Here is a 14,697-nt window from a genome sequence, read left to right on the forward strand (position 1 = left end):
GTCAATGCGGAGAAAACGCTGCGGTCCAGATGCTTCGTGGCAAAGGCTACAAAATACTGCATAGAAACTGGCGTTGTCGTGTCGGTGAATTGGATATTATCGCCACTTTCAAGGGCGAACTGGTAATTGTCGAAGTAAAATCAGCAGGAAAGGAATCAGAGTTTAAGCCTGAGTTTCGCGTTGGATTCAATAAGCAAAAGAGAATCAAGCGGCTTACCGGTATGTACATGCGATCTGAGCACATCGACCTTCCCGTTCGATATGATATTGTGTCCGTCGTGTGGACAAAGGAAAGGATTCAAGTTGAGCACTTTGAGAATGCTTATCGTTAATTTCGCCTTCATATTTTTAACGGCAGCTCCGCCCGTTGCACTGTGCGGCCTGACAATTTCCGAAGTGATGTTTGATCCGCAAGGTGACGAATCTACTGACGAGTTCATAGAACTCTATAATGACAGCGCGCTTCCCGTAGACTTACGAGGATGGACAATCTCCGACGGCAGCGGGACTGACACACTTGCGGATGTCGGGCACGGATTATTCGCAGGTCCTCGACAATTCGTCCTGGTTATAGACCCTGACTACATTACAGAAGGTAGCTTAACGTACGACGATTTAATCGATGAGTCTGCACTTGTCGTTTCATTAAGCGGATCAACATTTGGAAACAGAGGACTGTCAAACAGCAGTTCAGAAACGCTATCTTTGTATACGAATCTGGGCGTTCTCGAATCTTCGTACGCATACACAATTGGAAATGTACCTGGTCACTCCGATGAGAAGATTCGGTTATCGGGTCCCAATGACTCTACTAACTGGGGCGATGGTGTTTCTCTTCACGGTACGCCAAGCAGGCGTAATAGTTTAACACCAGTGGATTTTGACTTGCAAGTGGGTTCGATCGAATCGATACCTGATTTTCCTGAGCCGCAATCTATATGCAGTGTTAATGTAGAGATCTTGAACTCAGGTCTATACCCGCTTTCAGGTGTTCTTTCGATACAAGTCGACACAGTACTGGAAGGCAGCTTTTTCACAATTCACGATTCCGAAACCGGAACAATTCAGCAGGCGGAAACCCTGTTAGTCCAAAGCAGGTTTATCATGCCTCTGTCAGGTCTGGCAATTGTCATGGCAGCTTTAGACCAGGAGGACGACAACGAAGCCAACAACTTTCTACTATCGACCGTGTCAAGCGAGTTCGTTGCGAATGGACTTTTATTCAGCGAACTTCAGGTATCACCTTTACCCGGACGTGCGGAGTGGATTGAGCTCGTTGCAGCAGGTCCAATTGCTATTTCTACACGCGGTATGTCAATTGGAGACGGAGCTGCCTTTGCCGACGTGGACGAACGCATTGCCTTGCCTGAGTGGATCTTGGAATCGGGAAGTTTCGCAATAGTTAGCAACGACAGTTCTATTTTTCTGGAAAATATCCCGGTTGACGTTTCAGTTTTGGTAACCTCCGACGGAAACTTGACTCTTAACAACACGGGCGACTCGCTTGCGCTTTTTTCTCCATCTGGCAGTGTATCCGAAAGAGTAGACTATCGACAGAGTTGGCTTAGCAGTACATCCGGTGTGTCAATTGAGCGAATCTCAACAGCAGTCGACGCGAACTTGGCGTCAAACTGGTCGAATTGTGTTGACGCTGCTGGCTCGACTCCTGGAAGAGAGAATTCACAGAGCTTACAAGTTGGCGAAAGCGGAACGACTTTTTCGATCGCACCTATTATTTTTACACCAAATGGGGACGGAATCGACGATGTTGTACTGTTTCGGTACGAGACTGATCCATTCACGTCAGAATGTGAGGCACGGATTTTCGACGCGCGAGGACGGGAAATCAACCGGGTCAAGTTACAGAACAATGGGTCGGAACTCACAGCTATTTGGGATGGCCGACGTGAGAACGGTGAAACAGCGAATACTGGGCGGTACATAGTGCTTCTTGAGGCGAGCGACGGAAAAGGAGGCACACGCCGCGAACGCCTTACTGGAATTCTTGCTAGACCAAGATGAGACTCATACAGCTTCAAGGCGTCGGTGTATTTTTCCCCGGCAGAACGCTTTTCGCAGATATTGACTGGGCGATTTTCCGCAAGCAGCGTGTCGGCTTGGTAGGCGTGAACGGTGCAGGAAAGAGCACATTGCTGCGAATCATAGCTAACGAGTATACTCCTTCAACAGGGAGAGTTCAGATCACACGTGACACGTCTGCCGCGTACCTTCCGCAAAGCGGAGTCGCATTCAAGGACAGAACGTTGTTTAACGAGGCTTGGCTTGGAATGCCGGATATCCCACAACTGCAATTGAGCTTGAATGAGTGCCGACAAAGACTATCAGAGTGTCCTGAAGACCATGATTTACTTGAACAAGTGGGGGTGTTGGAGCATCGATTTCACATGCTCGAAGGGTATCGTGCCGATTCCAAAGTTGCGTCGGTATTAACTGGACTTGGGTTTAGGGAATGTGATTTCGGCCGAAGAACTGAAGAATTCTCAGGTGGTTGGCAAATGCGAATCGCGCTTGCCAAGATTCTTCTTCAGGATCCTGATATCCTATTGCTTGACGAACCGACGAACCACCTAGATCTCGAAACTGTTATATGGCTCGAAACGTATTTGCGAAGTTTTGAGGGTGCCGTTGTCCTGGTTAGTCATGATCGCGCTTTTCTTGACGGAATGGTTACCGAGATTGCAGAGCTTCAAGCCGGCAAACTGACCGTTTACCAAGGGAATTACACCGAGTATGAAGCGGGGCGCTTGGAGCGTGAAGAGCAGATTTCAAAGGAGCAGGATAAGATTGACTCCGAGCGCAAGCACCTAGAGAAATTTGTTGAGAGATTCAGGTACAAGGCGAGCAAGGCTACGCAGGCACAAAGCAGACTAAAGCGACTGGAAAAACTGGAAGACATTGAAGGGCTTTCCAAGTCAAAGAGAATCAGCTTCAGGTTTCCCGAAGCAACACGTTCAGGGAACCGGGTACTTGAGTTAAAGAATGTCTGTAAATCGTACGGCGACTTGCGTGTCTTTGTAGACGTCTCGTTAAGCGTGCGACGTGGAGAGCGGATTGCTCTCGTAGGCAATAATGGCACGGGAAAGTCAACTCTTTGTCGTCTAATCGCCGAGTTGGAATCGCCTACAAGCGGGGAAATACGTCTTGGCCACAATGTTTCTGTCGAGTTTTTTGCGCAGGAGGCGGAGTCTCGGCTCAATCGCGATTCCACAGTACTAGAGGAAGCCGAGGCAGACAACAGGACATTAACACAGCCGGAGCTGCGGGGCTTACTTGGGGCCTTCTTGTTTCAAGGCGATGACGTTTACAAGCGTGTGGGAGTCCTTTCCGGCGGCGAAAAGTCGCGGCTCGCTCTTGCTAAGCTTTTGCTTCGTCCTGCGAACTTCATAATACTCGATGAACCAACAAATCATCTTGACATGGCGTCTCAAGACGTGCTTCTCGATGCGCTTTCAAACTACGGTGGAACGCTTATCGTTGTCAGTCACGATCGTCACTTCTTGGACAAACTGGTGGATCGCGTAGTGGAACTTGAGGACGGTGCTGCAAAGGACTGGCCAGGCACCTTCAGTGAATTCATGGCAAGAAAAGGTCATTTAACGGATGCGAGCAGTGTTCAGCAGTATGAAGGCAAGGAGCAGACGCAGCACCTCGAGATCACGGCCAATGCACGGGCAAAGGACATAAGGCGAGCAGAGGCTGAGATTCGCAACAGATATTCAGCAAAGATAAATGCTGTCAGAGAAATCTGCCGCAGTTCGGAATCCAGAATAATTGAGCTGGAATCTCGTCAGAAGTGCATTGAAGAAATGCTTAGTGACAAGTCGTTTTATGAAGCACCCTCTTCCTCGGGAAGTGTGTTAGCCGAGTATAAGTCTTTGAGGGAAGAGCTCCAGATGCAGTTCGAGCGCTGGCAGGAGGCAGAGCAAGAGCTTGCTGCGCTCGAAGATTATAAAAATCAAGAGCTTAAAAATGTGCGTGGGACTTGTGAGACTTGACAATGCCCGAGAACGGTGCTATATTAAATATTTACCACAACTAAAGCCGGTAGCATGGCAAGAGCGGAAGAATCACGGATAGCCGTCGTTGCGTTGGGCGGAAATGCAATCTCGTCGCCCGACGAAGAAGATACAATTGCAAATCAATTCAGACATTCAAGGAGCGCTCTCAAAGGGGTTGCCGAATTGCTCCACAGAGGATACCGCTTGGCCGTGACTCATGGAAACGGACCGCAAGTGGGTAACGCATTGTTAAGAGTTGAGTTGTCTGCCGGGCGGGCTCCTGAACTTCCTCTCGGGGTGATTGTAGCAGATACAGAGGGTGGAATGGGGTACATGATTGAGCAGTGCCTTCAAAACGTATTCCTCCGCTGCGGATATGGTCAAATTGAGGTTGTTACGATTGTCTCTCAAGTATTAGTTGACCCCTCAGATCCAGCTTTGGCGAATCCAACCAAGTTTGTAGGACAATTTTATTCTGAAGAAGAAGCAAATTTGAAAACAAGCCAAGGTTGGATTGTGAAGAAATCCGGGCAAAGGGGTTACCGCCGAGTAGTGGGCAGTCCAATGCCACTTGAAATTCTAAATCGAAACGTAATTCGTGAACTGGTCCACAGCGGTAAGGTCGTAATTGCCGCTGGCGGCGGCGGTATTCCTGTTTATCGCGAGCCGGATGGGTGGCTTGAGGGAGTTGACGCAGTTATCGACAAGGATCGTGCATCCGCAGTTCTGGCCCGGGATATTCAGGCGCAGGACCTTTTTATTGTTACCGCTGCTGAGTACGTTTCGCTCAATTACGGTAGTACAGAGCAGCAAGACTTGACGCAGCTTACTGCAGATGAAGCACAGCGATATTACAATGAGGGACACTTCCCGGACGGCAGCATGGGGCCGAAAGTAGAAGCCGCGATAAAGTTTCTGCGCGAGGGCGGCGAACGAGTACTGATTTGTGACTTGGACAAATTTGTTGAAAGTCTAGATGGGAAATCCGGCACTTGGATCTATCCCAATTGAAATACAAACTGATATTAGCTAATGAAGATTCACGAGTATCAAGCGAAGAAGATCCTTTCGAGCTACGGTGTGCCTGTGCCTCAAGGATTTCCGGCATTTACAGTCGATGAGGCACAGAAAGCAGGGCTCTCTCTTGGGAGTTTTCCAGTAGTAGTAAAAGCACAAATTCATGCTGGCGGAAGAGGCAAAGGCGGTGGTGTTAAGCTTGCGAAAAGTCCGGAGGAATTGAGGAACTATGCCGCCCAGATTCTCGGCATGCAACTCGTAACACATCAAACAGGTCCCAAGGGGCAAAAGGTTCAGAGACTGCTTATTGAGCAAGGCATGAAGATTGACCGAGAGTTCTATGCAGGAATTCTCCTCGATCGTGCACAGTCCAAGGATGTGTTCATGGTGTCTACTGAAGGTGGGATGGACATTGAAGAGGTGGCGGCAAGGGCGCCTGATAAAATTGTCAAGGTCACTATTGATCCAGTCTCTGGTTTTCAACCTTTCCATGCGCGACGGCTTGCGTTTGCCCTGGGCTTAAGTGGCGCGGCGATGAAGGCCGCAATCTCATGTTTTGAAAAGTTATACAAGGCTTATTGTTCGGCAGATTGCAGTTTAGTGGAGATTAATCCGCTTATACTATCAGGTGACCAGATCGTTGCGCTGGACGCAAAGGTAACGTTTGATGATAACGCTCTTGACCGCCATCCTGAGTATGCGGAGTTAAGGGACTTAGCCGAGGAAGATCCCGCTGAAATAGAGGCTTCAAAGTCCAACTTGAATTTCATCAAACTGGACGGAAACATTGGGTGCATGGTCAATGGCGCAGGTCTCGCGATGGCGACCATGGATATCATAAAATTGCACGGCGGAGAACCTGCAAATTTCCTTGATGTAGGCGGCGGCGCAAACGCCCAATCAGTATCCGCGGCGTTCAAAATAATTCTAACTGACAAGAATGTCAAAGCCATCCTCATAAACATTTTCGGTGGAATCGTTCGTTGTGACCGGGTTGCGGCAGGAGTCATTGAGGCAACCAAATCGGAGCATGTTCACGTGCCAGTTGTAGTGAGGCTTGAAGGCAACAACTCAGATGTCGCTCAGAAAATGTTGTCGGAGTCAGGACTAAACTTGCTGGCCGCAAAGGACTTGACCGATGCAGCAATGAAAGCCTGCTCGGCGGTGAAAGGTATATAGAATGAGCATTTTATTGAACAAGAATACACGTGTGGTTGTGCAAGGAGTTACAGGTTCTGAAGGCTCCTTCCACACACAGCAAATGCTGGAATACAGTACATCGATCGTAGCAGGAGTGACTCCGGGCAAAGGCGGAACTGTTGTTAACGAACAAATTCCAGTGTATAATACGGTTCGAGAAGCGGTCGAAAGGGAGGGTGCAAATGCCTCCGTAATTTTTGTTCCTCCGTTGTTTGCAGCGGATGCGATTCTGGAGGCGATAGATGCTGGGCTTGGACTCGTGGTGGCAATCACTGAAGGAGTGCCGGTGCGCGATATGGTTACAGTGAAGCGTGCTCTGCATGGATCAAATACCAGACTCATAGGACCAAACTGCCCGGGAATCATAACGCCCGGCGTTGGGAAAATGGGGATAATGCCGGCATTTATTCATAAGGAAGGGAAATGCGGTCTGATATCACGAAGCGGTACCCTGACGTATGAGGCAGTTAAGCAGTTGAGTGACAGAAACATTGGTCAGTCAACGTGTGTGGGCATTGGCGGTGACCCCGTGCCTGGTACTAATTTCCTCGATGTACTTAAACTTTTCAATGCTGATTCGGAAACCAATGCTGTCGTAATGATCGGAGAGATTGGCGGTTCGGCGGAGGAAGAAGCAGCAGAATACATTAAGAGCGAGTTCAAGAAGCCAGTAGTAGGCTTCATTGCAGGGCAAACTGCTCCTCCCGGCCGCCGCATGGGTCATGCAGGTGCGATCATCGCTGGTGGCAAAGGCACAGCGAAAGAAAAGATCACGGCAATGGAGAGAGCCGGAATTCACATGTCTAGTTCACCAGCCGATATCGGCGCAACAATGGAAAAAGTACTTGGAAGGTAGTCTCTTCAAATGATGGAACGTACGTTGATGATTATTAAGCCGGACGCTGTAGCGGCAAGGCATATTGGTGACATCGTTGCTCGGGTTGAGAAGGAAGGTTTTCAAATCACCGGTTTAAGGTATGTTCAGCTTACTGCGGACCAAGCCCAGGAGTTTTATGCAATTCACAAGGAGCGGCCGTTCTTCGCCGACCTGGTACGTTATATGACAAGCGGTCCTGTCGTGGTAGGCAGACTCGAACGTATTGATGCTGTAAATCACTGGCGTACGGTCATAGGATCTACTGATCCGCAAAAAGCCGCTGATGGCACGATTAGAAAATTGTACGGAACAAGTATAGAGGCAAACGCTGTCCATGGTTCAGATTCACCGGAAAATGGAGTGCGTGAAACCGACTTCTTTTTCTTGTAATTATCTCTAACTTAGTCATTGCAAAGAGTAGGATCGATAGCCTGTAAGGCCAGGCTCACACCTTGCGTTTTGCTGGTTTGTACTACTGCATTCTTTGTGAGTGCAACTGCGAGCAACTCATGGGAAGACTTGGCCGTTTTAGTAATTGTTTGCAGTCTATCTTACATCTGCCTGGGTGTTAGCGCAAATCGATTGGCTAAGGGATTGCGAGCAGCGTGGACTCTTCTATTGTTGGCAACTGGATTCCACTTAGGATTCAGAATCATAAACGATCTCGTCATTGCTCGCACAGAGTTGGATTTAGGTACGGCATCAACTGAAACAACCTTCTTTCTGCTTCGAATTTTGTTGCTTATTGCAATGTCGGTGCTTGTGCTTTCCAAGCATTCACCTGCCGTTTATGCAGAATCAGTGCTGCGACGTTTGAGACCCATTCTTGGACCACAACTGGCAAACAGCACAAGTCATGTGACGCTGATTTCACTCGCGCTTCTCCCACAGATACAGGAACATGCACGGCTTCGTCAATTGGCCAGGGAAATTCGCGGTATCAATAGTGGGCGAGTTTCCGCATTTCGTGTCAACGCGTTCAGGCAGGAGTTGATAGCCATGCTGCGCTTCGCGATTGATTTTGCAGCAACTGTGGCCATTGTTTTGTGGTCAAGAGGTTTTACACCCGCCGCTAGATTTCCCACAAGACAATTGGATTCGAATGGTACAGGGATCTTTGCGGCAATTTTCTTTTGCGCATCGTGCCTATACACCCTATTGAACTAGCCGACAAATTGGTCAGGAGCGGTGACAAGTACCGCTACCGGCTTGATTTACAGTATGATGGAACTGAGTTCAGCGGAATGCAGTGGCAGCCGCGCAAAAGGACAGTTCAAAAATGCCTAGAGGATGCACTGGAAATTCTTTTTTGCTCGAAAGTGAGAGTTATCACTTCGAGTAGAACCGATGCCGGTGTCCATGCGGAAAGGCAAGTTGTGCATTTTGATTCAGCCAAATGGCGAAAGCCAAGCTCTATTGTCAGAGCTTGCAATGTGACTCTCCCTCCTGATATTCGTATTGTTCACGCGGAGGAGGTCGACGCAGGATTTCACGCACGTTTTTCAGCAAAGTGGCGTGCTTACCGCTATCAAATTGCGCAAGTTCCCGTAGCCATTGGGCGGCAGTTTGTATGGCAGTATTTCAAGCAGGTTGACACTCCACGTCTTTGTAGTCTTGCCGGAGTGATCATTGGGAATCACAATTTTACGGCATTTGCACACGAGAGTCCTACCGAGAAGCATAATTATGAGTGCACTGTCTATCGGTCGGAGTGGCGTCAAGTGGGGGATCTTCTTCAGTACGAAATCGATGCCTCCCGTTATGTCCACGGCATGGTGCGTATGCTTGTTGGGACTATGATTGACATTGCTTCTGGCCGCGAGAATATGTTGGATTTTGATAAGATCATGAAATCCATGGACAACAGATTCGCCGGTACCAAAGCCCCCCCAAGCGGTCTTACTCTTTCAAGGATTGCATACCGTGAGTGGCCCGATTTCTAAACAACGGACCAATTTGAATAAGTTCATTCAGTTTTTCGTCGTTGGGCTGATTGCCGGTGCAGTTGTATTGTGGGTTGTTCAACGTGATTTGGAACACAAGAGCGCTATCACTGAGCTGTCACTGAAGTTGGACAGTCTTCAGTGGCTTCTATCAGTCGAGTCCGGCATGGGAACTGTACGTAGTGGCGACGTTATGGACAGTCCACCTGACATTCAAGAGAGAATATTCAACTCTCGGGAAAACGCACTAACACGAGCGATAGCGCGTACATCGGACGCAGTTGTAGGAATCAGTGTCGATCAAGTGACAGAGGTGCAAAATCCGTTTGTACCAAGAGATCCTTTGTTTCGAATGTTTCTGGATGAGCGATACTGGCCGCGGACAGTTCGCAAACAAGCGTCCGGTCTTGGTTCAGGATTTATTGTATCGCCAGATGGCTTTATTGTAACAAATGAGCATGTCGTGAAGAACGCCACTTCTGTGACCGTAACGACAACGGCAGGAAACAAATACACGGCAAAGATTGTTGGTACTGACGAGCTTCTGGATATGGCGCTGCTCAAGATTGAGGACACGAATCTCCCATTCATAGAATGGGCAAACAGCGATGAGGCGATTGTCGGCGAATGGGTCGTGGCGATTGGAAATCCATATGGATTGTTTGATGTGAATGATCAGCCTTCAGTAGCAGTTGGCGTAATCTCAGCTCTTAATAGAGACTTTGAACGCGACTCGGATGGTCGGCTGTATACAGACATGATTCAGACAGATGCCGCGATCAATCGCGGAAACTCTGGTGGACCGCTAATTGATGCGGAAGGCCGAGCCATTGGAATGAACTCCCTGATTTTCACCGAAACTGGTGGATCAGTAGGAATTGGTTTTGCGATTCCGTCTAATCGCATTGTGAACGCGATCGAAGATCTGGTTAAGGGTGGTGTGGACAGAAACTATTGGCTTGGAATTCGAGCTAATGATCTTCGCGGAGTCATGTGGAAAATGCTGAATCTAGCCGAGAATCGGGGAGCTGTTGTTACCGGAGTTGATCCCGGAAGTCCGGCTGACCGCGCAGACATAAAGGTCGAAGACGTGATATTGTCAATTAACAATCGCGAAATCCGCAATTCGCAGGACGCTAAGGACTTTATGAATAATACGGACTTGCGCGTTGGTGATAAATTGACCTTTCAAGTGAGCCGACGGGGAAAGATCATGACCAAGGAAGTTGAGTTGATTCCTATTCCAAAGATAAGAACTTATATACCAGGATGATAACGCGATATTCTCGAGAGCCGATGGCATCAATTTGGACAGAGAACGCAAGATACGAGAGTTGGCTGCGAGTTGAGCTTGCTGCGCTGCAGGTTCGTGCAGAGAGAGGGGAAGTTGACGCTGAAATCGTAAGCCAGATTGCGGAGTCTGCGCGTTACACCCTTGAAGAAATTCACGAAGTAGAGTCCGAAGTTCATCATGATGTCATTGCTTTTCTTACCGTAGTTGCCAGATATGTTGGAGACAATTCGCGATTCATTCACCTTGGTCTTACATCTTCAGATATAGTTGACACCGCGTTCGCTCTGCAAATCAAGAGTGCTGGCATCCTTCTTCTCGAGGACATAGTTGCCTTGCAAATAGTCCTCCGGCGGCGCGCACTGGAATTCAGACGAACGCCTACCGTGGGCAGAACTCATGGGATACACGCGGAACCGACGGTGTTCGGGCTCAAGTTTGCGCTCTGGGCGGATGAGTTCTCACGGCATGAAACAAGATTGCGTGAGACCATGGCCAGAGTTGTTGTTGGAAAGCTATCAGGTGCTGTAGGAAACTACGGCCATACGGATCCGCAGATGGAAGAGCGGGTCATGGAAGTACTGGGAATTTCGGCAGCACCGATTTCTACTCAAGTTGTAAGTCGCGACTTGCACGCAGAATTTCTAGGTCTTTGCGCACTTATTGGTGGTACGATTGAAAAAGTAGCGGTTGAGATTCGACACCTTCAGCGCACGGAAGTCAGTGAAGCTTTTGAGCCGTTTGGGGCAAATCAAAAAGGCTCGTCTGCAATGCCGCATAAACGGAATCCAATATTGAGCGAGCGTCTTACAGGAATGGCAAGGATGTTGCGCGGGTATGCAATTGTCGGATTGGAGAACATCGCATTGTGGCATGAACGGGACATTTCCCATTCTTCAACTGAACGAGTTGTTTTTCCTGACGCATGTATAGTGCTTGATTATATGCTACATCTCCTACTTAAAGTGATCGATGGACTGGAAGTGGATGTTGAACAACTCGCAAGGACACTGGATGCGACACACGGTGCACTTGCATCCGAGAAGGTATTACATGCGCTGATTGAGAAAGGCTGGCTTCGTGAAGACGCATACGCCGTTGTGCAGCGCTCAGCGCAAGCTTCGATCACGCAGAAACGGCCAATGCACGAGGTTCTCTGTAAAGTCAATTCTGTGGTGAACGCATTAGGCACCGAGACCATAGAAAAATTGGTACAGCTGGAACCTAACTACGACATGGCGGATCGCATTTTGAAGCGACTAGGTATCGCGGAATAGCAGAGGCTTAGATGAACCTTGAAAAACTTGAACTTTTGGTTCAGGGCACGTCCAAAAAGCTGTTCGCCACGAATCGGCCAAGTTATGCGATTCTGGAGTTCACAGACGAAGCGGGAAATCCTAGAGACACACGCAAGACATCGTTCGCCGGTAAGGGTGAGATCAATTGTGGTGTATCTAGCTTTCTTTTTCAATACTTAGAGAATTATCATGTCCCGACACACTTTGTCGAACGCCAATCCTCCACAGACATGGCCGTGCGTCGAGTTGAGATGTTTGACATCAAGGCAATAGTATATAATGTTGCTACGGGTGAGTTTGCACGGAGATTTCGACTTGATGACGGTCGTCCACTTGACTACCCAGTTGTTGAGTACTTTCTGAAGGATCCCGCGCTTAATAACCCGATGGTCAACGAAAGTCATGCCGTCGCGCTTGGATATGGCCGCTCCGATGATTTGAGAACTATGCAGCGAATTGCAACTAAAACCAACGCTGTTCTGAAATCTCTGTTTGAAAGGCGCGGACTTCTTCTGGTCGAGTTTGAACTTGAGTTTGGCGACGCCGGTGATCATTTGTGCATAGGCGATGAATTGACGGCTGACACTATTCGGGTCTGGGATAGGAAAACGAATCGAAAGCTTGATCGTGATCGCGCTCTGCAGGACCAGGCCGGAGTTGAACGCGCATACAGAGAACTACTAGAACGGCTGACAAGCGCAACTTAACAATGAAGTTTGCACGCGAAGCATGGCCGATTGTAATACCGGTAGCCATTATCGGTTCGGCATTGATCGCCTTGAATGCGGTGACTCAAGGCACTTTGCTAGGTGTCATTGGTTTTTCCGCGATCGTACTTGCGGTTGGTGTTCTACTTTTTTTTCGCGATCCGGAGCGGTATCCACCTGTAAATGACAACTCAGTTGTATCTCCTGCTGACGGAGTTGTGGTTGATGCACAAGTCTTAATGGATGGTCAACGGTTGATTGCTGTGTTTCTCTCCGTTTTCGACGTGCACGTAAATAGGTCACCTTATGCAGGAGTTGTGAAGGACGTAAAGAGGACTCCGGGCACCTATCTGCATGCGAATTCCGCCGCCGGAATCAAAGGAAATGAGCGAGTCGAAGTCTTGCTGGAAACTGCTCACGGTTTGGTGAGTTTTACCCAACTTTCCGGGCTTGTCGCCCGGAAGATAAGCTGCAGGATTACCAAAGGCGATGTGCTAAAGACAGGTGACAGGTATGGACTCATATATTTTGGATCCAGAATGGAACTCATACTACCTGCAACTGCGAAGATCTGCGTCCGGAATGGAGACCGAGTCAAGGCTGGCGAAACAGTTGTGGCATTGTTCGAAAGTTAACCAGATTCATTAGGAGAATTCTTGCGGCATCTCGCAAACATATTAACTTCGCTGAATCTTGTATTCGGTTTCACGTCAATGATGCTTTCTGTCGATGGTCACATTGTCGGAGCAGCATGGCTTATTGCGCTTGCCGTTGTAATGGACGCGTTTGATGGAAAAGCAGCAAGATTCTTTGGAGCGTCATCACCACTTGGGCTTCAGTTTGATTCTTTGGCAGACGTAGTGTCAATGGGAGTAGCCCCATCACTACTTTGTTATTCTGCTGCATTTCGAGACCAATCGGAATATGGCATGATTGTCTGCACAATTCCTGTACTTGCTGCGGCCTACAGATTAGCTAGATTCAATGTTCGTGCGGCGTCGCGATCACCGGGTTACGAAGGACTAACGTCTCCTTTGCATGCGTGCTTAGTCTCCACGTACATATTGATGAATTATGCAATTTGGGACGAGGTAATGTATGTGCAAGTCCTGACTAGCTTATTGATTCTCACATCTGTCTTAATGATTAGTAAACTGCCCTTTGCAGGTCTGCCGCGATTTTCACTACGCGAGCAGGGCAAGAACACGGCAAAGCTGGTCGTACTTGCTGGCTCAATTGCTGTTGGCGTCATTAATCCGCCACTATTCGCATTTCCCGTCGTGGTCCTCTTGTGCCTCCTATCTCTGACATTTGGATTCTTGCACATAAGACGACACATTCATGTCTTGGAGGATGATGAGGCAACAGAATCGCTAAATACAGGATGGAAAAAGCCGTGAACGCGAAAGTATATGTCAAACTTAGGGAGGATGTCCTTGATCCGCAGGGTCAGGCGATTCATCAGTTACTGGAGCAACGTGGTTACTCCCAAATAAGTAACGTAAGAGTTGGCAAGGTAATTGAGTTTGAGCTTGGCGAGGTAGCTCATGATGAAGGTGTACGTATGCTCACAGAGATCTCAGACAAATTGTTGTCAAATCCTGTCATTGAATCATATGAGATAGAGATAAAGTGAGTATTGCCGTCATTACTTTCCCCGGCTCCAACTGCGATCGGGACTGCCTGCACGTTTTGCGCAACATTGTTGGGTCGCCTGCGGAATTGGTATTTCACAAAGAAACTAGTCTTGACGGGTTCACCGGAGTATTAATCCCTGGCGGTTTCTCTTACGGGGACTATTTACGCGCGGGTGCATTAGCGAAAATCTCGCCCATAATGACTGCGATACGCCGCTTCGCCGAGGAGGGAGGGCCTGTTCTTGGCATATGCAACGGATTTCAAATACTTTGCGAGGCCGGACTATTGCCCGGCGCTTTGATGTTAAATAGAAATCTTAGATTCATCTCAAGATGGGTTGAGATGAAAGTGGAAAACTCTGATTCGATTTTTACGCGAAGTTACTGGACAGGTCAAATCGTACGAATGCCGATTGCACATGCCGAAGGGAATTTCACTGCAGAATCAAGCACAATTGAGCGATTGTTATCGGATAAACGGATTGTTTTCACGTATTGTGGTCCTGCGAGAAGCGATTCTCCTGACGGAAATCCCAATGGAAGTCTGCGGAGCATTGCTGGAATAGTGAATGACTCTGGAAATGTACTCGGAATGATGCCCCATCCAGATCGCGCTTCGGAAGCTATTCTCGGTTCCACGGACGGCTTGCCATTGCTCAGATCTCTTGCCGAAGCCGCGGTTGGCAACTCTTTGATTAGACTGTGATG

The 14,697-nt window shown here is 48.5% G+C and carries 16 protein-coding genes; all 16 read left to right on the plus strand.

From position 1 onward, the window contains the following. Positions 1-29 precede the first annotated feature (29 nt). The 16 genes from HUU59_01585 to purQ all read left to right on the plus strand — a co-directional run bounded on the left by HUU59_01585 (position 30) and on the right by purQ (position 14,695). The gene (locus HUU59_01585) at positions 30-332 is read left to right on the plus strand and encodes a YraN family protein (GenBank protein ID NUO18128.1); all 303 of its coding nucleotides are present in this window, start codon (positions 30-32) and stop codon (positions 330-332) included. Further along, the gene (locus HUU59_01590) at positions 304-2,022 is read left to right on the plus strand and encodes a lamin tail domain-containing protein (GenBank protein NUO18129.1); all 1,719 of its coding nucleotides are present in this window, start codon (positions 304-306) and stop codon (positions 2,020-2,022) included. The genes HUU59_01585 and HUU59_01590 overlap by 29 nt, the downstream gene beginning before the upstream one ends. Continuing rightward, complete coding sequence (locus HUU59_01595) at positions 2,019-4,016, plus strand: ABC-F family ATP-binding cassette domain-containing protein (GenBank protein NUO18130.1); 1,998 nt, start codon at positions 2,019-2,021, stop codon at positions 4,014-4,016. Before HUU59_01590 ends, HUU59_01595 begins: the two co-directional genes overlap by 4 nt. Before the next feature lie 54 nt (positions 4,017-4,070). Next, the gene (locus tag HUU59_01600) at positions 4,071-5,030 is read left to right on the plus strand and encodes a carbamate kinase (GenBank protein ID NUO18131.1); all 960 of its coding nucleotides are present in this window, start codon (positions 4,071-4,073) and stop codon (positions 5,028-5,030) included. A 21-nt stretch (positions 5,031-5,051) separates the two neighbouring features. Next, entirely contained in the window at positions 5,052-6,215 is a 1,164-nt protein-coding gene (gene sucC / locus HUU59_01605; GenBank protein ID NUO18132.1) for an ADP-forming succinate--CoA ligase subunit beta, read from the plus strand. 1 nt (position 6,216) lies between these two features. Continuing rightward, positions 6,217-7,092 carry a succinate--CoA ligase subunit alpha gene (gene sucD / locus HUU59_01610; protein ID NUO18133.1) on the plus strand — a complete coding sequence of 292 codons (876 nt, stop codon included), beginning with the start codon at positions 6,217-6,219 and terminating at the stop codon, positions 7,090-7,092. A 12-nt stretch (positions 7,093-7,104) separates the two neighbouring features. Further along, positions 7,105-7,503: a nucleoside-diphosphate kinase gene (gene ndk, locus HUU59_01615; GenBank protein NUO18134.1), complete on the plus strand. Its 399-nt coding sequence runs from the start codon at positions 7,105-7,107 to the stop codon at positions 7,501-7,503. Positions 7,504-7,695: 192 nt separating this feature from the next. Then, entirely contained in the window at positions 7,696-8,280 is a 585-nt protein-coding gene (locus tag HUU59_01620; protein NUO18135.1) for a hypothetical protein, read from the plus strand. After that, complete coding sequence (gene truA, locus HUU59_01625) at positions 8,256-9,056, plus strand: tRNA pseudouridine(38-40) synthase TruA (protein ID NUO18136.1); 801 nt, start codon at positions 8,256-8,258, stop codon at positions 9,054-9,056. Before HUU59_01620 ends, truA begins: the two co-directional genes overlap by 25 nt. A gap of 13 nt (positions 9,057-9,069) precedes the next feature. Continuing rightward, positions 9,070-10,329, plus strand: a complete 1,260-nt coding sequence (locus HUU59_01630) for a trypsin-like peptidase domain-containing protein (GenBank protein ID NUO18137.1) — start codon at positions 9,070-9,072, stop codon at positions 10,327-10,329. A 23-nt stretch (positions 10,330-10,352) separates the two neighbouring features. Next, positions 10,353-11,624, plus strand: coding sequence for an adenylosuccinate lyase (locus HUU59_01635; protein ID NUO18138.1), 1,272 nt, complete (start codon positions 10,353-10,355; stop codon positions 11,622-11,624). Between the two features lie 11 nt (positions 11,625-11,635). Continuing rightward, entirely contained in the window at positions 11,636-12,352 is a 717-nt protein-coding gene (locus HUU59_01640; GenBank protein NUO18139.1) for a phosphoribosylaminoimidazolesuccinocarboxamide synthase, read from the plus strand. A 2-nt stretch (positions 12,353-12,354) separates the two neighbouring features. Then, positions 12,355-12,987: a phosphatidylserine decarboxylase family protein gene (locus HUU59_01645; protein ID NUO18140.1), complete on the plus strand. Its 633-nt coding sequence runs from the start codon at positions 12,355-12,357 to the stop codon at positions 12,985-12,987. Positions 12,988-13,008: 21 nt separating this feature from the next. Further along, a complete protein-coding gene (pssA, locus tag HUU59_01650; protein NUO18141.1) occupies positions 13,009-13,752 on the plus strand; it encodes a CDP-diacylglycerol--serine O-phosphatidyltransferase in 744 nt (247 codons plus the stop codon). Continuing rightward, positions 13,737-13,988, plus strand: coding sequence for a phosphoribosylformylglycinamidine synthase subunit PurS (gene purS / locus HUU59_01655; protein ID NUO18142.1), 252 nt, complete (start codon positions 13,737-13,739; stop codon positions 13,986-13,988). Before pssA ends, purS begins: the two co-directional genes overlap by 16 nt. Next, on the plus strand, positions 13,985-14,695 hold the full coding sequence (purQ, locus tag HUU59_01660) for a phosphoribosylformylglycinamidine synthase subunit PurQ (GenBank protein NUO18143.1): 711 nt from the start codon (positions 13,985-13,987) through the stop codon (positions 14,693-14,695). Before purS ends, purQ begins: the two co-directional genes overlap by 4 nt. Positions 14,696-14,697 lie beyond the last annotated feature (2 nt).

It is taken from the genome of bacterium (assembly GCA_013360195.1).
GTDB lineage: Bacteria > Electryoneota > RPQS01 > RPQS01 > RPQS01 > JABWCQ01.

Coding starts and splice junctions, on each gene's coding strand:
- HUU59_01585 (NUO18128.1), top strand. CDS start 30: ATGCTTCGTGGCAAAGGCTACAAAATACTGCATAGAAACTGGCGTTGT.
- HUU59_01595 (NUO18130.1), top strand. CDS start 2,019: ATGAGACTCATACAGCTTCAAGGCGTCGGTGTATTTTTCCCCGGCAGA.
- HUU59_01600 (NUO18131.1), top strand. CDS start 4,071: ATGGCAAGAGCGGAAGAATCACGGATAGCCGTCGTTGCGTTGGGCGGA.
- sucC (NUO18132.1), top strand. CDS start 5,052: ATGAAGATTCACGAGTATCAAGCGAAGAAGATCCTTTCGAGCTACGGT.
- sucD (NUO18133.1), top strand. CDS start 6,217: ATGAGCATTTTATTGAACAAGAATACACGTGTGGTTGTGCAAGGAGTT.
- ndk (NUO18134.1), top strand. CDS start 7,105: ATGGAACGTACGTTGATGATTATTAAGCCGGACGCTGTAGCGGCAAGG.
- HUU59_01635 (NUO18138.1), top strand. CDS start 10,353: ATGGCATCAATTTGGACAGAGAACGCAAGATACGAGAGTTGGCTGCGA.
- HUU59_01640 (NUO18139.1), top strand. CDS start 11,636: ATGAACCTTGAAAAACTTGAACTTTTGGTTCAGGGCACGTCCAAAAAG.
- HUU59_01645 (NUO18140.1), top strand. CDS start 12,355: ATGAAGTTTGCACGCGAAGCATGGCCGATTGTAATACCGGTAGCCATT.
- purS (NUO18142.1), top strand. CDS start 13,737: ATGGAAAAAGCCGTGAACGCGAAAGTATATGTCAAACTTAGGGAGGAT.